Below are 22,262 nucleotides of genomic sequence, written 5' to 3' on the forward strand. Positions count from 1 at the left end.
TATCGAAAAAAATATGTAGGTTTGTGTACTTTTTATGTAAAAGTTGAGTTAGTATCCAAAAAACGATGTATCGATATTTTATTATACTGATATTATTTTTGATTTATCAATTTGCTGTTGCTCAAAATGTTGGACAGCCCGGAAATGATAGCATTATAAATTACACTGATATTCAAGGCAACAAACAAGGTAAATGGATTCGAAAATATGATAAAGAAAAAATAGCTTATATTGGTTATTTTAAAAATAATAAATTGGTTGGTAATTATAAACGATGGTATTATTCTGGCGCCTTAAAAGCGGATATAAACTACAATGCCGATGGGTCCATTGGATATGCAAAATTGTATTGGGATAATGGAAAACTAATGGCTAAAGGAAAATACATAAATCAAAACATTAAAGATAGCATATGGGAGTATTATGGAACTGATGGAGCTTTGCTTTTAAAAGAATCGTATAAAAATGGAGTTTTAAATGGTAATACAGTAGCATATTTTAGAAATGGTAATCGTTCGAAATGTGCACCATATAACGATGGTAAATTAGATGGTATTTATAAGGAATACTGGGAAGATATTAGTGGATTGGTTCGTCTGGAAATTACTTACAAAAAAGGGGTTCGATATGGTCCAATAAATGTTTATTTCGACAATGGAAAAACTTATCTTAAAGGTGAATATTTTAGCGATTTACCTCATGGTAAATGGACCATATACAACAAAGATGGGAAAGTTGAAAAAGAGATGGAATATTATCACGGAAAACTCAAAAACGAAGAAAAATATAATGAAGAGTTTAAGCAGCAAATGAAAAAATGGGAACAAATGAAAGGAAAAATTCCCGAACCTACTGAAGAAGATTTTTATACGCCGAAACAAAAAAGTCAGCAACCACAAAATGAGTACTAAAGTTTTAGTTTGTGTAAGTGGAGGTATTGATAGCTCACTTTCTACACTTTTATTAAAAGAACAAGGTTTTGATATTATAGCAGCAACGTTTAGAGTTTACGATTCTATTCAGCAAAGTTGTCTCGATAAAATGAAGGGATGTTGTAGTATTGAAACCATAGCCGAAGCAAAATATTTTGCAGAACAACAAGGTGTTGAGCATTATATTCTCGATTATCGTGAGTATTTTGCCGATACAGTTATAAATAATTTTATTAATCAGTATATTGATGGAAAAACGCCTAATCCTTGCGTATTATGTAATGCAGAAATAAAATGGGGCAAAGTGCTCGATTTTGCTGTCGAAAAAGGATGTCATTATGTTGCAACGGGTCATTATGCAAGAGTATATAAAAAAAATAACCGATATGTTTTAGCTAAAGGTAAAGATGAGTTAAAAGATCAAAGTTATTTTTTATGGATGTTAACTCAGGAACAGTTAGCAAAAACCATATTCCCTCTGGGCGAGCTTACTAAGGAACAAGTAAGGTCAATAGCTAAAAAAAAAGGTTTTTTTAAATTAGCCGAAAAACGTGAAAGTCAAGAAATATGCTTTGTGCCTAATAATGATTATCGTTCTTTTTTAAAAGAACATATAATTGAAATTCAAAACAAAATAAAAAAAGGAAATTTTATTACTACAGATGGAAAAATTGTGGGGCAGCATCATGGAATAGCTTTCTATACAGTTGGACAGCGAAAGGGATTAGGTATTGCCTTAGGCGAACCTTATTATATTGTAGAGATTCGTAAAGATACAAACGAAATTGTATTAGGCAAATATGAGGAATTACAGAAAAAATCATTTAATGTAGCACAAATTAATATGGTTGCAATAGATGCATTTACTGATGAAATGGAGGTCGAAGTCAAGATTCGATATCGGACTAAACCCATAAAAGCAAAGGTATATAATAACCATAAAGGTCAAATTATAGTTAAACCTATTGATCCGATATATGCAGTTACACCCGGACAGTCAGCAGTATTTTATAAAAACGACGAAGTATTAGCTGGTGGTATTATTGTTTAATATGAAACTATTTAAACGCCTGTTATTTATACTTTTTTTATTATTGCTAATTTTTATTATTCCGCATATTTTACCTAAAATAGAATTTAATAGTCCGTATAGTTATGCTTTATATTCGAGTAACGGCAAGTTGTTAGATGCTATGGTAGCCCAAGATGGTCAGTGGCGCATTCCTATGATTCAAAATGAAATGCCACATAAAGTAATTATTGCATTGTTATTGTTAGAAGACAAACGTTATTATTATCATAAAGGTGTAGATTATGCTTCATTAATTCGTGCTTTATACCAAAATATAAAACATCATAAAGTGATTAGCGGTGGTAGTACTATTTCGATGCAAGTTGCACGCCTTTATTATAAAAATAATCATAGAACCTTAACTCAAAAAATTAAAGAAATATTATTGGCATGGTATATGGAATTTACTATGTCAAAAGAAGAAATACTGAAGCTATACCTCCAGAATGCTCCTTTTGGCGGAAATATAGTAGGAATTGAAACTGCTGCTTGGAAATATTTTGGTTGTTCGGCTTCTTCGTTATCGTGGGCAGAAAGTACTATGCTGGCAACAATTCCAAATAATCCAGCTAATATTCATCCTTCAAAAAATAAACAAAAATTAAAAATAAAGCGTAATCGTTTGTTAAAATTACTATATGATGTACATGTTATAGATAAGCAAACGTATGAGCTTAGCATTGAAGAAGATATTCCCGAAGTAAGTTTAGATTTTCCACATCAAACGCCACATTTGTTGCAATATCTTATAAAGAAATATCCCAATCAAACCTTATTTAAAACTAGTATTGAAGAAAATATACAGGTATCAATTTATGAGATTTTAGAACGTTACAAAGATGAATATAAAGCCAATAATATAAAAAATGTGGCATTAATGGTTTATCGGCTTAAAGATGGTAAAGTAATAGCATATGTAGGTAATTATAAAGAACAAAGCAATCAAAACAATGCACATTACGTTAATATTATAGAGTCAAAACGAAGTGGAGGAAGTATTTTAAAGCCATTTTTATATGCTACAATGCTCAACGAAGGAGAGTTGCTGCCCGATATGCTCATACCCGATGTACCCATACAAATAGGAAATTTTGCACCTAAAAATTTTAATCGAGGTTACGATGGGGCAGTGAGAGCTCATACAGCATTGGCACGCTCATTAAATGTGCCCTCTGTTAAAATGTTACAATGGTATGGCATACAACGTTTTATTGATAATTTAAAAGAATTAGGTTTTACTACCATCAACCGTTCACAAGATTATTATGGCTTATCGTTAATTTTGGGAGGTTGCGAAATTAAAATGAGCGAGTTAGTAATGGCATATGCAAAAATGGCTTGGAAGTTGACTCATAAATCTAATGATAATTTTCGATTTTCTTATTTGATAGATGAGATTGAGGATAATCAGGATAATACATTATTAAGTAAAGCTTCGTGTTGGTTAACTTTTAATGCAATGCTCGATGTAGAACGTCCCGAAAATGAACGTTATTGGTATTTTTTTGATACGAAACAAAAAATAGCTTGGAAAACAGGAACTAGTTTTGCATTTCGTGATGCTTGGGCTGTGGGAGTGACTCCTGAATATGTAGTAGCTGTTTGGGTTGGAAATGCAACAGGTGAGGGTAGTGCAGAGTTGACTGGTATTAAAAAAGCAGCACCTATATTATTCGAAGTGTTTTCTATTCTACCCTATACTAATAAATGGTTTGCTACCCCATATGATGATTTACAATTGATCGAAACATGCAGGCAAAGTGGATATCCTGCTTCGATATGGTGTACCGATAAAGTAAAAAGCCTTGCCCCTAAAACAAGTATTAAAGTTAAAGTTTGCCCTTACCATAGGGAGTTTTTTTTAGATAGTTCAGCTACATATCGTGTGCATAGCGATTGTGAATCGGTACATAATATGGTAAAAAAAGTATTCTTTGTTTTGCCCCCTACTATGGAATTTTATTATCGAAAACATAATGCTTGGTATAAAACGTTACCTGCCTATCGTAACGATTGCGAGCAATCACATATAGAATCAAAGCAAAATATTGATTTTGTTTATCCGCAACAATATACAAATGTGATTATACCTCGTAACCTTGATGGTACTTATAGTAGCACTTTGTTCGAAGTAAGTCATCGTTTTGTTTCGACTATTGTTTATTGGTATTTAGACGGTAAATTTATCGGACAAACGCAAAATAAACATCAGATGCCTATCGCCACAACTATGGGGAAACATACCATTACTGTTCAAGATGAGTATGGCGAAACAAAACAAATAGAATTTAATGTAGTAAATGAGCCTTAAAATGGCATAGAGTTTGAAATATAATTGCATCAAAAAAATATAACTATGAAGACGCTTGTAACTTTCTGTTTATTAATATATTCGGCTGTATTGTTGGCTCAAAAACAAATATATACAACCCATATCGTTAAGAATTTCCCTGTTACTACTACTACTACATTATATATAGAAAACTTTAATGGGGATATAGAATTTGAACTATGGAATCAAAATAATGTGGAAGCGCAGGTAACATTTGAAGTAATTACACCTAAGATCGAAAAGGCTAAACAATTTTTACAAGCTTTTACATTAAATACTTTTGCTGATTCTAGTTTAGTTAAATTCATTTCACTTGTTAATCGTGATATGTTAGATAAATCGTTTAATAATGGGCGGTCAACATTTAAAATACATTATCATTTAAAAATACCGGTGTATTTAAACCTAAATATTAAAAATAAATATGGAGATATTATTCTAACTGAGACTTCGGGAGCTATTGATATTAAGTTAAGGTATGGTAAATGTACGATCAATCAATTAACTGCAGATGAGTCGAAACCTATTCCACAATTAGATTTAGCTTATGCTTCGTGCAGTATTCAAAAGGCGAACTGGCTTAATATTGAAGCAGATTATAGTGTGTTAAAAGTTAATAAGGCGATTGGAATAATTTTACAATCGAAGTATTCGGATGTGATCATAGACGATATTTATTCGCTAAAAATTACTTCAAAATACGACCAAATAGAGCTTAAAAATATATCAAAATTTAATTCGGATATCAATTATTCGCATGTTAATATTGGTTTTTTAAAAACAGAATTTCAAGCTACAGCCAAATATTCACCTATATATATCAAAGATTTATATGAAGAGTTTACTTCGGTAACATGCGATTTGTATTATTCCGATTTTACAGCAAAAATAAATTCGCAATCTTGTTTTAAAATAAGTTCCACTGTTGAATATGGTAAAAATAATTTGCCTCGTCGAAGCAATGTTGATAATATTATTACTCCTACCTCGATGAAAACAAACGGAACAGTAGGCTGTATAAAAGGAGCTTCATCGCAGGTAAATATTGTTGCTAAATACGGGGATATCAATTTTATTGAGTAATTGTACTTTCTTTTTTTAATGCTTCGTATATAATTTGTACAGGGTGTTTGGCAATAATTCCTGTTCCATCTTTTATTTGTTGTCGACAACTAGTGCCATTGGCTGCAATAATAGTGTCCTTTGAAGCCTTTCGAATGGTTGGGAATAAAATTATATCTCCGATTTGCATCGAAAGATTGTAATGTTCTTTCTCAAAGCCAAAGCTGCCAGCCATACCACAACAACTACTAGGAATTTCCTTAACGTTAAAGTTTTTTGGAATACTCAAAAAGTCAATAATTATTTGTTTTTGAGCAATCGCTTTAAATTGACAATGTACATGAACCAATATCTTTTGTGGCTGATCTGTAAAATAATCGCGATTTATTTTCCCTTTATTAAATTCTTTTACAATAAATTCTTCGATGGTGTATGTTTGACGAGCTATTTGTTGTGAAATAGCAATTTGCTTTGGGTTTGAAAAATCAAGATACTCGTCTCTAAAGCTTAATATGGCAGAAGGTTCTATGCCTATAATGGCACTATAAGGTGATACAAGCGAAACAATTTTGTTAATATTGTTAGATGCAATACGTTGTGCTTTTTTTATTAAACCTTTAGAAATATAAGTTCTTCCACTTTCCATGGGTGGTAATATGTGTACCTTATAACCTAATCTTTCAAGCAATAAAACAGCATATATGCCTAAATCACTTTCTAAATAATTGGTGAATTCATCGTTAAAGAGGTAAACGTCGTATTGTTCTTTAATGGTTGAATGTTTTTTGCTCCATTGATAAAACGATTGTTTGGCTAATGTTGGAAAATTACGGTTAGGGGCAATTTTAAGTGTAGATTTTAAAATCGATTTAGTATGGTTATTTTTTAGAATAAAATTTGTTATAGGTCGAATTATTTTTCCTAATTGATATAGTTTAGTGATATGAGCTACCGTCCAATTTCTGATTGGAATACGGTGTTTTTCATAATAATGTTGAAGATATTCGGCTTTGAATTTAGCCATATCAATATTTGATGGACATTCGGTCTTACAAGCTTTGCATGATAGGCACAAATCGAGTATTTGATAGAGTTCTTTATTTTTGTAAGGATTTGAGTGTGTACTTAAAATTTCTCTTAACATATTGGCTCGTGCTCGTGTAGTATGGGTTTCGTTGCGAGTTGCCATATAGGTTGGGCACATTGTACCACCCATTTCTGCTGATTTTCGACAATCGGCACTCCCGTTACATTTTTCAATAGCAGCTAAATAACCACCATCGTTTTTAAAATCAAAAAATGTTGTTTTTGCAGTATCAGTATAATTATCGTGAAAGCGAAGATTGCTATCCATAGGAGGAGTATCGATAATTTTACCAGGGTTGAATATATTTTTTACGTCCCAAGTATATTTCAGTTTTTTAAGTATTTGATACACCTCGTCACCAAACATAAATGGTATAAATTCACCTCTTAGTCGTCCATCACCATGTTCGCCGCTGAGTGAACCTTTATATTTTTTTACTAATTGAGCTGTTTGTTCGGCTACTTGACGGAAAATTTTTTTATCATTGTTTGATTTTAAATTAAGTACAGGTCGAAGGTGTATTTCACCAGTGCCAATATGAGCATAGTAAACACACGATAAACCTAAACGATTTAACATTTGTTCCATATCGTGCATATAATCGGCAAGGAACTCAGGGTGTACGGCAGTATCTTCAATAACGGCTACAGGCTTTTTATGACCTTCCATATTGCTTAAAACTCCTAAGCCAGCTTTACGTAAGTTCCAAACTTTTTTTGTGTTATTTCCTTCTATTAAAGGGAATGCATAACCTAATCCTTTCGATTTTAAATCAATAATAAGGTTTTGAGCTTTATTACGTATGTCGTCGTAGTTTGATGATACAAATTCAACAATTAAAATGCTGGCAGGGTTGCCTTCAACGAAATAGCGATTACTGAGTTGTTCTTTATTTTTAGAAGCTAATTGTAAAATGGTGTTATCCATAAGTTCAACGCTTGTAGGTTGATAAGCTAAAGCAACGAGATTGGCTTTATACGACTCGTGCAGATGGTTTAAGTGAACACATAATAATCCAACGCAATTAGGGGGAGTTGCAACTAAATTTAATTTTGCTTCAGTTATAAAGAAAAGTGTTCCTTCGCTTCCAGCAATTAGCTTGCAGAGATTAATTTTTTCAGTTGAAGTGCTATTAAAAACAGAGCATTGTAATAATAAATCTAAGGCATACCCCATATTTCGTCTTGCCAAGCGACTGTCGGGATAAGCTTCTTTTATTTTGTTTTGTATCGATATATCAGATAACCAATATTTTAATTGCCTATAAATATTGCCTTCTAAGGTTTGTAGTTGGCATTTAGCTTCAAATTCATCGTTACTTAAGGCTTTAAAAGTGGTAAAAGTGCCGTCGGCAAGAAATCCGCTTACCTCAAGAAGATGGTCTCGAGTGCTTCCATATATTAATGAACGAGCACCACACGAATTATTTCCAATCATGCCGCCTATAGTGCAACGATTAGATGTAGATGTTTCAGGTCCAAAAAATAAACCGTAGGGAGCTAATTGCTTATTAAGTTCATCTAAAATTACACCTGGTTGAACAGTTACCCAATGTTCTTCGAGATTTATTTCGAGTATTTGATTCATATACTTCGATATATCAACCACTAACCCGCTACCAACTACCTGACCGGCAAGAGAAGTGCCCGCTCCTCTTGGAATTAAAGCAATATTATTCTCATTGGCTAATTGAATAAGTGTAGCAATATCGTCTTTATTTTTAGGGTAAGCAACGCCTATAGGCATTTCGCGATAAACCGAAGCATCGGTTGCATAGAGGGTTTTGTATGTGAACGAGGTATAAATTTCACCGCTAAACGATGTTTTTATTTTTTCTATTATATCGTTCATCTTTTTTTTTAGGCAAAGTAAATGATAATTTTTTAATTCTTCTTTTACTAAATTTCAATACTGATTTAGTATTTTTTTAATTGTCTATTTAAAAAAGCAAAAATGGAGATCTTTGCAAAAATCTTTTTTATTCTCATTTAGTTGAGAAGAATAAGTAATCTTTCTTTTATAAATTGATTGATGGCAATGGTTAAACCTGCTATTTGTTAAAACTAAAAAAAATTACAATCCTCAACTATCATTATTTTCTGGGTACTTAAAATTAAAACTTACATCATTGATTATCAATATCAAAAATTTTATTTTTAAATTATTTTGGACAGCACTGGATTTAAATATCAATTTTAGCATGTTTAGCATGTTTTTCAATAAACTCTCTGCGTAGTGGGACGTCGTCGCCCATAAGCATGGAGAAAATTCGGTCTGCTTCGGCTGCACTTTCTATGGTAACTTGTTTTAATGTTCGTTTAGCAGGATTCATGGTTGTTTCCCATAATTGCTCAGCATTCATTTCACCAAGACCTTTGTATCGTTGAATATGAACAGAACCATCTTTGCCTTTACCTAATTCAAAAACAAGTCGTTCGCGTTCTTCTTCGGTCCAACAATAATGTTCTTCTTTGCCTTTCTTTACTAGGTAAAGTGGAGGAGTAGCCAAATATAAATATCCTTTTTCAATTAATTCTTTCATATAACGAAAGAATAAGGTCATAATGAGTGTGGCAATATGGCTACCGTCAACATCAGCATCGGTCATAATGATGATTTTATGATAGCGTAGTTTATCGAGGTTGAGTGCTCGGTTGTCTTCTTCAGTTCCAATTTGAACACCGAGTGCCGTGATAATGTTTTTAATTTCTTCGCTTTCGTATATTTTGTGAAGCATTGCTTTTTCAACATTCAAAATTTTACCTCTTAATGGAAGGATGGCTTGAAAATTTCTATCGCGTCCTTGTTTGGCAGTACCGCCTGCCGAATCTCCTTCGACTAAAAAAAGTTCGCATTTGGCAGGGTCTTTTTCGCTGCAATCGGCTAATTTGCCAGGTAAGCCACTACCACTAAGCGCTCCTTTGCGTTGAACCAATTCACGTGCTTTGCGTGCAGCATGTCGGGCTGTAGCTGCTAATATTACTTTATTGACTATTGATTTGGCATCTTTAGGATTTTCCTCTAAGTAAATACTAAGCATTTCGCTAACTGCTTGGTCAACCGCTCCCATTACTTCAGAATTGCCAAGTTTAGTTTTGGTTTGTCCTTCGAATTGAGGTTCTGCTACTTTTACAGAGATGACAGCAGTAAGTCCTTCGCGAAAGTCATCGCCACTTATTTCGAATTTAAGTTTTTCGAGCATTCCATTTTTTTCAGCATACGATTTGAGGGTACGGGTTAAACCTCTTCTAAAGCCTGCTAAATGTGTTCCTCCTTCGTGTGTGTTAATGTTATTAACATAGCTATGTACATTTTCATTGAATGATGAGTTATATTGTAAGGCAATTTCGACAGGAATTCCTTGTTTCTCAGTTTCGAGATATATTACATTGTCAATAATGGGTTGTCGGTTTTCGTCTAATAAGTGTACAAATTCTTTAAGTCCTTCTTCGCTGTAAAAAGTATCGGTATTAGGATTGCCATTTTCATCTTTATCACGATAATCGATAATGGTTAGTCGAATGCCTTTATTTAGAAATGCTAATTCGCGAAGACGTGATGCTAATGTGTCGTAGTTAAATGTAGTTGTTTGCGTAAAAATTGTTTCGTCTGGAAGAAATGAAATAATGGTACCCGTTTTATTGGATTCACCAACAACGGTTAATCCTTTAATGGTTTTACCATATGCAAATTCCATTTCGTATATTTTGCCATCGCGATGAATGGTAGCTTTTAAGTGTTTTGACAAAGCATTTACACAGCTAACCCCCACACCATGCAAACCACCCGAAACTTTATATGATTCTTTATTAAATTTACCACCGGCATGTAAAATGGTAAGAACTACTTCAAGGGCAGATTTTTTTTCTTTTTCGTGAATATCTACCGGAATTCCACGACCATCGTCAGTTATTGTAATATAACCGTTTTCGTGTATTTCTACCAGTATGTTTTTGCAATATCCAGCGAGAGCCTCGTCAATAGAGTTGTCAACTACTTCGTATACTAAATGATGTAAACCTCGAACCCCAATGTCGCCTATGTACATGGCAGGGCGTTTTCTAACTGCTTCAAGACCTTCTAAAACCTGAATGCTATCAGCCGAATAGTCGTTAGTTTTTGTGTTGATGTTGTTAATTTCTTCCATTTTTATCGTTTTTTTTAAGGAGTGCAAATTTACAAAATAAAGTGATTGGGTGTTTTAGTTACCAACATCAAAACCATTAATTGTTCATATCTTTTTTAAGAATGAAAAATGGTTTGATAAATTTTATTTTTTTTAAGCTAAATAGCTTTTTTATAGTTTATTACAGCTTTTTTGTATTGCAATAAAAGCTCATCAAAAACTTCTTTTACAGATTCAATTTTATTTGTTTTATAGGCATTGGCTCCGCAAAAGGCAAATCCATTTTCCATATTGCCTTGGGCAGAGTTAAATAATGCTTTGGCAATACAGTAGGGAGCTTCTTTGTAGTTGCAAGTTTTTAAACACTTCCAAGGGCAGTTAATGGGCATTTTTTCGCCATGTTCGACTTTTTCTAAGAAATCGTTTTTAAACGCTCTACCAGGCAAACCTACAGGGCTTTGTATAATGGAAATATCATCTTTTTCAGAAAACAAATATTGTTTTTTAAAGTTCAAATCGGCATCGCATTCATAGGTAGGCACAAAACGTGAGCCCAATTTAACAGCATCGGCGCCAACGCTCATAATAGCTGCAATGTCTTCTCCTGTGTATATTCCTCCGGCTGCTATTATGGGTATGCTGGTTTTGTATTCTTCTCTAAAAGGTTTAATTACTTGGTATGTTTCCTTAATTATATCGCTCAATAAGAAGGTGTTGTTTTCAATGTCAGTTTTTTTAAATCCTAAATGCCCCCCTGCTAATGGACCTTCTACGGCAATGGCATCGGGAACTCTATGATAATGTTTAGACCAGTAGTCGAAAATAAGATGAGCGGCTCTTGCCGAAGATACTTTAGGTATAATTTTAGTACCGGCGTTGTCAATCATTTCAAAACTAAGGTTTTCGGGCAATTTTAAAAATAAACCGGCACCTATAAATACTAAATCAATTTTTTCTTGTATGGCAACTTTAAGCAAATCGTCAAAATCGCTAACAGCCATCATAATATTGACACCAAGAAGGCCGCGTATGGCTGTTTTTTTAGCTTTGCGAATTTCTTTTCTAAGACCTATAAGGTTCGATTCACGAAAGTTTTTTTCGTATCCGGGTTCGGTCATGCCAATACCAACAGCAGAAATAACGCCTGCACCACCTTGATTGGCAACTGCAGCAGCTAAACCTGATAATGAAACGCAAACACCCATGCCACCTTGTATAATGGGAGTTTCTAAAATTTTGTTGCCGATGGATATGGGCTTCATAACGTTTTGACTATAAAACATAAAATGTAAATAAATGGTTAACATTGCAAAGGTACTGCATTTTGTGAGCGTTATTTTTCTTTGAATACTATTAGCGACTAAATAGTCGTTTTAATATGGATTAGGGATGAAATGTGATAAAAATAGTGATTAAAAGATTTTATCTTAGGGACGAAAAAAAAGTTTATTTCCATTCTTCAAATAATTTTTCAAAGCTTTTTGATAATGGAAGCTCGATATCTTTGATAGTTAGAATAATATTTTTTTCGTTGTAACTGCTTTTTATTTTTTTTATATATTGAATATTTACCAAATAAGAGCGATGGCATTGTTTAATGCCTGAATTTTCATCGAAAATTGATTTTACTTTTGATAAGGTTGTTCGAACTAATTGATGGTTTAGTTCGTTGTTGTTCATCCAATAAACGTTAATATAATTTCCCGAAGCTTGAATATACACTAAACTATGAAGTGCAATAGTTAGCGAATCTTTTTTATAATTGGATTCGATAGTAATTACTTTTTCAATTTTTCCTTTTTTATAGGCAGATATTCTTTTGGCACTTTCAACATGTTTACGCAAAAGCCTGTTGCGGTTATACACAATCAAAATAGATATGGGAATAGTAGCAATGAGTAATAAATTAACAAAAAAGTAGAAATTAAACTCAACAATATTCAATATTTTGTAGTAAACAATAAAATCGCCAAAATAAATATTTACCAACAACCACAAATTCCATAGAATTTCCTTTTTAATTCTCCATTTATGCGGTATAAATAAACGAGGGAATAGATTAGGTATAATTAATAGGTTAGTGCTTAATGTAAATAGATTGATAATGAAAAATCCAGCAATGATATATAATTTTTGAGTGAACGACAATGAATTGATGTTAATAGGTTGAAATAACATGAGAAAAGCAATGATACCCAAGCTAAGAAAAAAAATAATCTTAGCGTTTTGCTTTAAATTATTATTAAATGGATAAGGTTTATTTAAAAATTTGAAATACTTCATGGATAAAAAATATCTGCGAAGATACGAATATTTTGATTGGAATTTATGTTCTAAAAATTATCTAAGAATGGACGTTTACGAGCCAATTTCAAATCTTGCAATACCGACGATTTTACATTTATTTGAAAACTATAGCTTCGGTATGTTCCAAATGGAATCCACGAAAGACGCATTTCCCAGCAATGTAAGTCGCGATAAATATTCAAATTGGTATAAGTGAATTTTTTACTGATGAAATCATATCCTGACGAGAACGAAATTTTCCATTTTTGCGTAAGACTTACGTCGCCCGAAAAGCTTAACGTTTGAATGGTACGTGGTTCTAACTTCTGACTTTGAACATTAAACGAATTAGATTGATTTAAGCTATATGATACTTGTAAGGTCCATGGAATTTTAAAGTCAACGTAGTAATTCATATAATCGTCGGGTAGTCCTGCAGCAACTGCTGCTTGTCGTGCAATTTCAGTTGTTTGGGCTACTTTGTTATTTGTAAAGCCATCGGAATTGATAGAAACACTCGACGAAATACTTGCTTGGATAAGATTAGCCAGTTTTTTGCTTCGGTTGTATTCAAACGTATTGATATATCTGCCTAAACTATCGAAAGTATAAACATTGTAAGTTGCATTAGCATAAATATTTAACATTTTAAATAGCATAGTTCTTGCCTGAATTTGTATGGGCTGCCAATTAAGTGAATCGAGTGCTAAGTTGTAACTCGAATTGATGGATAGCTGGTCTAATAATGTGATTTTGTTAATTTTATTGGCAGTATCGTTTTTCGATTTCATCTTCATCTCAAATTGATTGTTGAGCGAAAAGTTTAGCATTCCATATTTTCCTGATGGAGGTGAACCAAAGATTCCATTCTGAAAAATAGAATAGGTTTCTGTATTTCCACTAATATCTTTTTGGGTAGTTTTGTAATAAAGACGGGTGTAATCCGGACGATATGAAAAACTTACTGTAGGGGTCATTAAATGACGTAGCCCTTTAAATCGGATGTTTTGGTTTTTGGGTAAATAAAATCCATAGATTTGTGTAGAAAGTGGCAATGAAAAAGACCAGTCGCCCGAACGGGCAGGTTTTTGGATGGTATCTATAGCTAAGTGAGCAAAAATAGTATCGTTTCCACTAATTTGAGTAGGTACCCATTCTTTGTTTATGGTTGATAAATACCAGCGTTCGGTATAGGTGAGCGATGGGTTTAAATTAAAATATTTTAAAAGCTTAAAATTAGCAGAAACAGGGACACTGTGTTTTATGCCATTTCGCATTTGATGTAAGGTTTGTTCGGTTAAAATATTTTTTTCTTTTGCCTGTATGCTATTTTGGAAATTCGAGCTGTATGAAATACCTATTTTTTTTAATAATGTTTTTCGCGACATACTAAAATATATATCGGGCAATTGTAATGTTATGGTACTATCGGTAAAATTTTGGCTATGACGTAGGTTTGCCGAAAGGTTGAACGGAGAGTTTGGCCATTGCTGACGATACGATACACTCGATTGCATTTCGCTGCGTAAGCGGTTTTGATAGCTATACATATTGTAGCGATTATATGTTTGTGAGCCTATATTTACATTAGCCGAAAAGCTGTGAAAGGGATGGGCTTTATAATCCTGTGAATGATTCCAACGAATGTAGTAAGCTTTATTGTTTTGATAATTAGGTAATCCCTTTTCGCTGACAATGATGTTGCTATAAGAAAAATTAAAATTACCGGTATATTTATACCTTTTTTTATAGTTCGACAAAAGGCTTGCTCCCCAAGAACCTTTGGTATAAGCTTCGCCAATTACAGACAAATCCATATAATCGCTAATAGCAAAATAGTATCCACCATTACGCAGAAAAAAACCTCGCTGTTCTTCTTCGCCGTATTCGGGAATTAATACACCCGACTTATTCCCTTTTTTGTTTGGGAAAAAGCCAAATGGAATTCCCAGTGGTATGGGGACGTCTTCAATTACCAGATAAGCTGGTCCTGAAACAATTTTATCGTTGGGAATGACTTTAGCTTTTGAAAGAGTGATATAAAAATGAGGATGTTCTAAGTTGCAAGTTGTATAATGAGCGTTGGTAAGACAAACGTGGTTATCTTCGAATTTTTTGGTTTTAGACCCGTATAAGTAGCCGCCCGATTGCTCGGTAGTAACATCGGTAATGATACCTTTTTTGGTATTGAAGTTATATCGGAGTGTCTTGGCTTCAAAATTTTCAGAGCCATCTTTAAAATTGGGCTTATCAATTTCTTTGCCGGTAGAATCTATTTGTCCTTTGGCAAATGCCTCATTTTGGCTCATATCGATTTCGATATAATGCGATTTTAATTCGGTTTCTTGATATTGAATAGTAGATTTATTATATAGGTATGCTTTTTTTTGCGTTAAATCCATTACTAATGAGTCTTCTGATGAATAATTAACGGGAGCCTCAAGTTTGAATTTTTTTTTATTAACTCCAACCTTTAAACTATCTTTTTTAGTTGTATCAACGGATATTTTAAGACTGTCATTATAATTTTGAGCGTTTGAAATATGCATGAAAGCCAGCGATATAATGCCAACGAAAAAAAATTTATACTTTCGTATGAATATACTATCTTTGTGCAATGATGGTTTAATTTTTGAAGCCTCAAAACTAATCATTTTTTTAATGAGATGGTATAAACATATTGTTTTTGTTAGCTTGTTAATAGTTTATAGTTTTAATAATGAGTTAGTTGCTCAGGTTAATACCGTAGCACTTAAAACGATTGTAATTGATGCTGGACATGGAGGTAAAGACCCTGGTGCTGTTGGTAATAATTTGAAAGAAAAAGATATAACACTGTCTATAGCACTTAAATTAGGTGAACTAATAAAAAAACACTTTCCTGACGTAAAAGTTGTTTATACCCGTAGTACCGATGAGTTTATTGAACTTTTTAAACGTGCTAAGATTGCCAATAATGCAAAAGCCGATCTTTTTATTTCTATTCACGTTAATAGCAATAAAAAGCCCGACCCCAGTGGTGCCGAGACGTATGTAATGGGCTTGTCAAAATCGAATGGCAATTTAGATGTTGCTATGACCGAAAACGCTGTTATTTTAAAAGAAGACGACTACAAAAATCAATACGAAGGTTTTGATCCTCATTCGCCCGAAGCGTATATTATTTTTTCGTTGTACCAGAATGCAAACCTCGATTTAGGTTTGACTTTTTCGAGTTTGATTCAAGAAGAATATCGAAAAATCAATCGCGAAGATAGAGGAGTGAAACAAGCTGGTTTTTTGGTTTTATGGAAAACTGCCATGCCCAGTGTGTTGACCGAAGTAGGCTTTATTAGTAATCCAGAAGATGCCAAATATTTAGCAAAAGAAAAAAATCATTGGCTTATAGCTAAATCATTATTTAACTCGTTTAGTAAATATAAAGGTCAGTTAGAAGGTAAAAAATATACATTATTAACCACGGACGATTTGCCCAAAGTTATTGAAAAAGAAGATACAATAATAGAACACATTAAAATAATTCCAAAAGATACTATACAAAAGCAAAACTATACACCTACTGTTAACAAACCTAAACATGAAGTTAAAGACTCAGTTATTAATGAAGTTAATAACGATTTCCAAAAAATTGCTGAAAAACTTGTAAACAATGCAGTTCGTGATACCATTCTATTTTGGGTACAACTTGCTTCATCGGACAAAAAAATACCTATTCAAAAGTTTGCCATAGAACCTGTAACTGAGATGAAATGGGATAATTTGTATAAGTATTTGTATGGTCCCCTCAAAACCTATGCAGAAATTATTGATAAACAGAAAGAAGTGAAAAAGCAATATCCCGATGCTTTTATCGTTGCTACTAAAAATGGTAAAAAAATTCAGCTTAGCGATGCAATCAAACAAACAAAAAACTAACTTTACATCTTGATTTGATATGGGACTTAAAGTAGCAAAAGAGGTTAAGGTTGGTGTGGTTGTAGTAGCAGCCATCGCTTTTTTTATTTGGGGATACACGTTCCTAAAAGGGAAAGATTTATTCGAAAAAACATATACTTATTATGCTGTTTACAGTCGTGTAGATGGATTAGCTATTTCGGCACCCGTATTAGTAAATGGAATTAAAGTTGGAACTGTAAGTGATATTCATTTCTTAAATGATACTAATAATAATATTGTAGTAGAATTAAAGATTGATAAAAGCTTTTTAATTCATGATTCAACTATAGCCGAAATTTTTAGTGCCGATTTAATGGGTTCAAGGGCTATTCATTTAATACAAGGTCGTTCAAAGAAATATTATCGTCCCAATGATACTTTACTATCTTCTATTGAAGCCGATTTAAAAACACAGGTAAGTGCTCAGGTTTTACCTTTAAAGAAAAAAGCTGAAGACTTAATTAAATCAATCGATTCGGTAATGACAGTCGTACAAAGCATATTTGATAAACAAACACGTTATAATTTGTCGCGTTCGTTCGAAAGTATTAGAGCAACTGTTGAGAGTCTCGAACGTACTTCAATATCATTAGACACATTGGTTCAGAGTGAAAAATATGCTTTAACTCGTATCATAGCCAATATAGAATCGATTACCGAAAATTTTAGAAACAATAACGAGTTAATTACAAATGTAATGAAAAACTTATCGGCCTTCTCTGATTCTTTACAGCAAGCCAATGTTAAACAAACTATTATTAATGCCAATAAAGCTTTACAAGATGCTACTGTTATACTCGAAAAAATTAATAGAGGCGAAGGATCGCTTGGTATGTTAATTCATAATGAACAATTATATACAAATTTAGAGAACTCATCTAAAAATCTTGATCTGTTATTACGCGATTTACGCGAAAATCCAAAGCGATATGTGCATTTTAGTCTCTTCGATTTTGGCAGAACCGTTATTTTAGAAGATAACGATAAAAATCGTAAAAAATTAAAAAAAGAATCAAATGAAAATAAAGGAGATACTACTTTTTCTTACCGAATTCAAATAAAAAGTTCCAAAGTACCTATACCTTTAAATTCAAAAGAATTCAAAGGAATGGATAATGTAAATGAAACATATGCCGAAGGTTGGTATAAATATACTATTGGAAGCTTTAATTCAAAACAAGAAGCTGAGCAAACTCGTTTAGCTATCATCGAAAAGTTCCCAGGTGCTTTTATTGTTGGATTTAAAGGCAATAAGATTTTTCTAAACCGATTAAATAGTAATATGGTAAATGATTCAAGCCAATTAGAAAAATAAATAAAAATTCGTCAAAAAAGGCTTGAATTCCTTTGTACATTGAAAAACAAACTTTATATTTGTCAACAAATATTTGTTGATAAATATAAAAATATGTTAAACTTTAAAAATGTTTTTTTGACGAATGAACTATAAAACTTGCCTGCTCATATATGAAAAAAAAAATTATATACAATACCTAAAAAATTTTTTTCTAAACTTTTTTTTTCACAATATTGTATTTTGAAAAATCGAGAAAATTAAAATAGCTAAATAATTGGAACAGATGAACAAAAGTCATATTGAAGTTTGGAATAATTGCTTGAAGGTGATTCGTGACAATGTAAAACCTATCAGTTTTAAAACCTGGTTTGAACCTATTGTTCCTTTAAAGCTCGAAAATAATATTCTTACCATTCAAGTACCTAGTTCTTTTTTCTATGAATACATAGAAGAAAAGTATATCGATTTACTAAGCAAAATTTTACGAAAAGAGATTGGCGAAGATGCAAAGTTAGAATATAATATTGTGATGGATAATAACTTAGCATCGTCTAAGCCATTTACTGTAAAACTCCCAACTAAAAACAAAGCTGAAATAGCCAATCAAAATGTACCTATACCCATTAATGTAGAAGAAAAGAATATTAAGAACCCTTTTATACTACCAGGAATAAAAAAACTGAACATTGATCCTCAATTAAACCCAGAATATTCTTTTGATAATTTTATTGAAGGCGATTGCAATCGTTTGGCTCGTTCTGCTGGTTATGCAGTAGCATGCAATCCAGGTGGAACTGCTTTTAATCCATTATTTATATATAGTGCTAATGGACTTGGTAAATCGCATTTGTCGCAAGCTATTGGTATTGAAGTTAAAAAACGGTTCCCCGATAAAATAGTTCTCTATGTTCAAGCACATAAATTTGTTACTCAGTTTATGGAGGCTATTCGGAGCAATAACAGTAACGACTTTATACATTTTTACCAAATGATGGATGTGCTCATCATAGATGATATTCACGATTTTGCAGGAAAAGAAAAAACACAAGATATTTTCTTCCATATTTTTAATCACTTACACCAATCGAATAAACAACTAATTTTTACAGCCGATAAACCTCCTGTTGAATTACAAGGTTTTGAACAACGATTGTTGTCGCGTTTTAAATGGGGATTAGCTGCCGATTTACAAGTTCCAGATTTTGAAACACGTTTGGCAATTCTGAAACGTAAAACATACAACGATGGTATAGAAATTCCAGAAGAAGTGTTAGAATATATTGCATCGCACATTAGTACTAATATTAGAGAAATGGAAGGCGCATTAATTTCTATTCTTGCTCAATCTACATTAAACAAAAAAGAAATAACCATCGATCTCGCTAAACAAATAATTGATAAAATTGTTAAGAGTACTAAACGCGAAGTATCAATTGATTATATTCAAAAAGTTGTATGCGATTATTTTAGTATTCCTGTAGAATCATTAAAATCTAAAACACGTAAGCGTGAAATAGTTCAAGCACGACAAGTAGCCATGTTTTTTGCAAAAAACTTTACTAAAAATTCATTGGCCGTTATCGGGTCTATTATTGGTGGTAAAGATCATGCAACTGTACTACATGCATGTCGTACAGTACAGAATTTGATGGAAACCGATAAGAAATTTAAACAGTATGTTGAAGAAATTGAAAAGAAACTTAAAATGTAATAATCAAAAAAAAGCAGGGAATTCCTGCTTTTTTTTTAATCTTAGAGCGAAATGATTTTTTTATTTTTGGCGATTTTTTCATCTGCATTTATTTTTATCCTTTTTAAACTATTCCCTTCATTTTCAGTTAATACTTATCATGCTATCGTTATAAATTATTTAACTGCTGGTACTTGTGGTTTTATATTTAATGCTAATTATACCAAAATACCCGAAGTTTTGTATAGCTCATGGTTGGTGTTTGCAATTTTTATTGGTATATTACTTCTGGTTACCTTTTTATTAATTAAATATTCAACGCAAAATATAGGGGTTAGTATCACTACGATCGCTTCCAAAATGTCAGTTGTAATACCAGTGGTTTTCTCTATTATATATGATAATGAGTTCTTGAGTATTTTTAAGTTATTAGGTATAATGCTTGCAATTCTTGCCATATTTTTGTTGGTTAAAACGGAACCTAATAATGATAAAATTATGAAAAAATGGTGGATAACATTTATGCCGTTGTTGCTTTTTCTTGGACTTGGTATAAGCGATTCATTGGTTAAATTTATTCAAAATGCTTATATCGATGTAAAAGATGCCTCATTGTTTACTTCTTCATTGTTTTTTTGTTCGTTTGTAGCCTCATTTTTTTATGGATTAACACAAAAAAATTTTATACCTTATTTCAAAAATATAAAAAACTATATTGGTGGTGTAATATTAGGATTATGCAATTTTGGCTCCTTATATTTTTTAATTAAAGCACTTTATTTTAGCGGTTTAGATAGTTCGTTGGTTTTTGGGGTAGTAAACCTTGGTATCGTTGTATTGTCTGTATTAATAGGTTTTACATTATTTAAAGAAAAGTTATTAAAAATAAATTGGCTTGGTTTTGTTTTTGCTATTGTGGCTATTATTTTAATGACTTCACAGCATGCATAAATATTTAACCATATTATCTGAATCGACAGGGATTTTTAAAGATCGAAAAAGCAAATTTATAGCTATTACGAAATTTATTAAAAACGAAAAAGATGCAAAGCAAGAATTAATGTCTATTAAAACGGCATATGCGGATGCCAATCATCATTGTTACGCATATCGATATTTAAACGAACAACTGCAAATTGTAGAACATTGGAGCGACGATGGCGAGCCATCCAATTCTGCCGGAATACAGATTTACTATGTATTAAAAAAATACGATTTATTAAATGTTATGATTGTGGTAGTTCGCTACTTTGGAGGGGTTAAATTAGGTGTACCAGGATTGATAAATGCATACAAATTGGCCTCGATTGAAGCTGTTCAAAATGCCCATATGGTCGAAAAAACTATTACTAAAGTGGTGAATATAGCTTTTTCATACGAAAGTTTAAGTAAAATTATGAATATATTAAAAAAATATCATTGTAATATACTAAAACAAGTACTCGATATAGATTGTGCAATTGATTTTGAAGTTGAATTAAGTTATTATAAACAAATTGAAACTGAATTAAAAAATATATGTAAAGTTTGGAATGAATCTTTATAAAATTATAGAAGAACTTTGTGCTATTCATGCTCCATCGGGTTATGAAAAAAACATTATTACTTTTTTATATCAGTGGTTTTTAAAAACAAAGTCAGATGCTCAATTAGATACAAGTGTTAGTAATACTTTAGTTGTATATAAAGGCAAACCTAATATTGCTTTTATCGCCCATGCCGACAGTGTTGGTTTTATATTACAATATAATAAACGTTTGTTAGCATTGGGTAGCCCAGAAATAAGCGACAATACTTTAATAAGAAGTTCAGATGGAAGGATCGTAGAAGTTTATTTTGACGAAACCAATCATGTTTATTTGATAAAAAACGATTTTGAATTTGAAAGAGGTACTACTTTTACTTTTTTACCACATTTTGAAATAAAAGAAAATTTTTTGTATTCAAATTCGTTAGACAATAGAATAGGAATTGCTTTGTTAATGCAATTGTATTCAGAAACCGATGATATCTGCATTGTTATTAGCTCTAATGAAGAATCGAGTGGAGGTAGTGTCGAAAAAGCTTCGCGTATTTTATATGAAAAATATAAAATTGAAAAAACAGTTATTGTTGATACAACATTTGAAACCGAAGGAATACGATTAGGTAATGGAGTGGTATTATCGCTTAAAGATCGTTATTTACCTCCACAACGTTGGGTAGAACAGATAAAAGAAATTATCAATGAACATAATATTCCACATCAAATTGAAGTAGAGGATTATGGAATAAGCGATGGCGCTTATATTCATCGAAGTCCATACCCTATTGATTGGATTTTTTTGGGTATTGCTTGTGCTAATAATCATCAGCAAGTTGAAAAAATTGATATGAATGATTTGAAATGTTTGTACGAGGCTATAAAAACAATAAATAATAAATATTTAAAATCAAAATAAT

General features: G+C 32.1%; 15 protein-coding genes. 10 read left to right on the top strand and 5 right to left on the bottom strand.

Going from position 1 to position 22,262, the window contains the following annotated elements:
- The first annotated feature begins 65 nt into the window (after positions 1-65).
- Genes HPY79_05515 through HPY79_05530 form a run of 4 tightly spaced genes read left to right on the top strand, consistent with a single transcriptional unit; the run spans position 66 to position 5,419 of the window.
- Positions 66-911, top strand: a complete 846-nt coding sequence (locus HPY79_05515; GenBank protein ID NSW45252.1) for a hypothetical protein — start codon at positions 66-68, stop codon at positions 909-911.
- The gene (mnmA, locus tag HPY79_05520) at positions 901-1,983 is read left to right on the top strand and encodes a tRNA 2-thiouridine(34) synthase MnmA (GenBank protein NSW45253.1); all 1,083 of its coding nucleotides are present in this window, start codon (positions 901-903) and stop codon (positions 1,981-1,983) included. The genes HPY79_05515 and mnmA overlap by 11 nt, the downstream gene beginning before the upstream one ends.
- Position 1,984: 1 nt before the next feature.
- The gene (pbpC, locus tag HPY79_05525; protein NSW45254.1) at positions 1,985-4,315 is read left to right on the top strand and encodes a penicillin-binding protein 1C; all 2,331 of its coding nucleotides are present in this window, start codon (positions 1,985-1,987) and stop codon (positions 4,313-4,315) included.
- A 45-nt stretch (positions 4,316-4,360) separates the two neighbouring features.
- The gene (locus HPY79_05530) at positions 4,361-5,419 is read left to right on the top strand and encodes a hypothetical protein (GenBank protein ID NSW45255.1); all 1,059 of its coding nucleotides are present in this window, start codon (positions 4,361-4,363) and stop codon (positions 5,417-5,419) included.
- Here the strand turns inward: HPY79_05530 and HPY79_05535 are convergent.
- From HPY79_05535 to HPY79_05555, 5 genes are all read right to left on the bottom strand, one after another.
- Positions 5,409-8,336, bottom strand: a complete 2,928-nt coding sequence (locus tag HPY79_05535) for an FAD-binding protein (GenBank protein NSW45256.1) — start codon at positions 8,334-8,336, stop codon at positions 5,409-5,411. The two genes, HPY79_05530 and HPY79_05535, sit on opposite strands and share 11 nt — an antisense overlap.
- Before the next feature lie 331 nt (positions 8,337-8,667).
- Positions 8,668-10,632, bottom strand: a complete 1,965-nt coding sequence (gene gyrB, locus HPY79_05540) for a DNA topoisomerase (ATP-hydrolyzing) subunit B (GenBank protein ID NSW45257.1) — start codon at positions 10,630-10,632, stop codon at positions 8,668-8,670.
- A 137-nt stretch (positions 10,633-10,769) separates the two neighbouring features.
- Positions 10,770-11,873 carry a nitronate monooxygenase gene (locus tag HPY79_05545; protein ID NSW45258.1) on the bottom strand — a complete coding sequence of 368 codons (1,104 nt, stop codon included), beginning with the start codon at positions 11,871-11,873 and terminating at the stop codon, positions 10,770-10,772.
- A 184-nt stretch (positions 11,874-12,057) separates the two neighbouring features.
- On the bottom strand, positions 12,058-12,894 hold the full coding sequence (locus tag HPY79_05550) for a LytTR family transcriptional regulator (protein NSW45259.1): 837 nt from the start codon (positions 12,892-12,894) through the stop codon (positions 12,058-12,060).
- A 50-nt stretch (positions 12,895-12,944) separates the two neighbouring features.
- Positions 12,945-15,551 carry an LPS-assembly protein LptD gene (locus HPY79_05555; protein NSW45260.1) on the bottom strand — a complete coding sequence of 869 codons (2,607 nt, stop codon included), beginning with the start codon at positions 15,549-15,551 and terminating at the stop codon, positions 12,945-12,947.
- Between the two features lie 7 nt (positions 15,552-15,558).
- Here HPY79_05555 and HPY79_05560 point away from each other — a divergent pair, with 7 nt between their 5' ends.
- The 6 genes from HPY79_05560 to HPY79_05585 all read left to right on the top strand — a co-directional run bounded on the left by HPY79_05560 (position 15,559) and on the right by HPY79_05585 (position 22,261).
- Positions 15,559-16,812, top strand: coding sequence for an N-acetylmuramoyl-L-alanine amidase (locus HPY79_05560; protein NSW45261.1), 1,254 nt, complete (start codon positions 15,559-15,561; stop codon positions 16,810-16,812).
- Positions 16,813-16,831: 19 nt separating this feature from the next.
- Positions 16,832-18,148, top strand: coding sequence for an MCE family protein (locus HPY79_05565; GenBank protein NSW45262.1), 1,317 nt, complete (start codon positions 16,832-16,834; stop codon positions 18,146-18,148).
- Between the two features lie 265 nt (positions 18,149-18,413).
- The gene (gene dnaA / locus HPY79_05570) at positions 18,414-19,841 is read left to right on the top strand and encodes a chromosomal replication initiator protein DnaA (protein NSW45263.1); all 1,428 of its coding nucleotides are present in this window, start codon (positions 18,414-18,416) and stop codon (positions 19,839-19,841) included.
- A gap of 51 nt (positions 19,842-19,892) precedes the next feature.
- Positions 19,893-20,771: a DMT family transporter gene (locus tag HPY79_05575; GenBank protein NSW45264.1), complete on the top strand. Its 879-nt coding sequence runs from the start codon at positions 19,893-19,895 to the stop codon at positions 20,769-20,771.
- Positions 20,764-21,366 carry a YigZ family protein gene (locus tag HPY79_05580; GenBank protein NSW45265.1) on the top strand — a complete coding sequence of 201 codons (603 nt, stop codon included), beginning with the start codon at positions 20,764-20,766 and terminating at the stop codon, positions 21,364-21,366. The genes HPY79_05575 and HPY79_05580 overlap by 8 nt, the downstream gene beginning before the upstream one ends.
- Positions 21,353-22,261 (top strand): hypothetical protein, encoded by a 909-nt coding sequence (locus HPY79_05585; GenBank protein ID NSW45266.1) that lies wholly within the window; start codon positions 21,353-21,355, stop codon positions 22,259-22,261. Before HPY79_05580 ends, HPY79_05585 begins: the two co-directional genes overlap by 14 nt.
- Position 22,262 lies beyond the last annotated feature (1 nt).

It is taken from the genome of Bacteroidales bacterium (assembly GCA_013314715.1).
GTDB lineage: Bacteria > Bacteroidota > Bacteroidia > Bacteroidales > GWA2-32-17 > Ch61.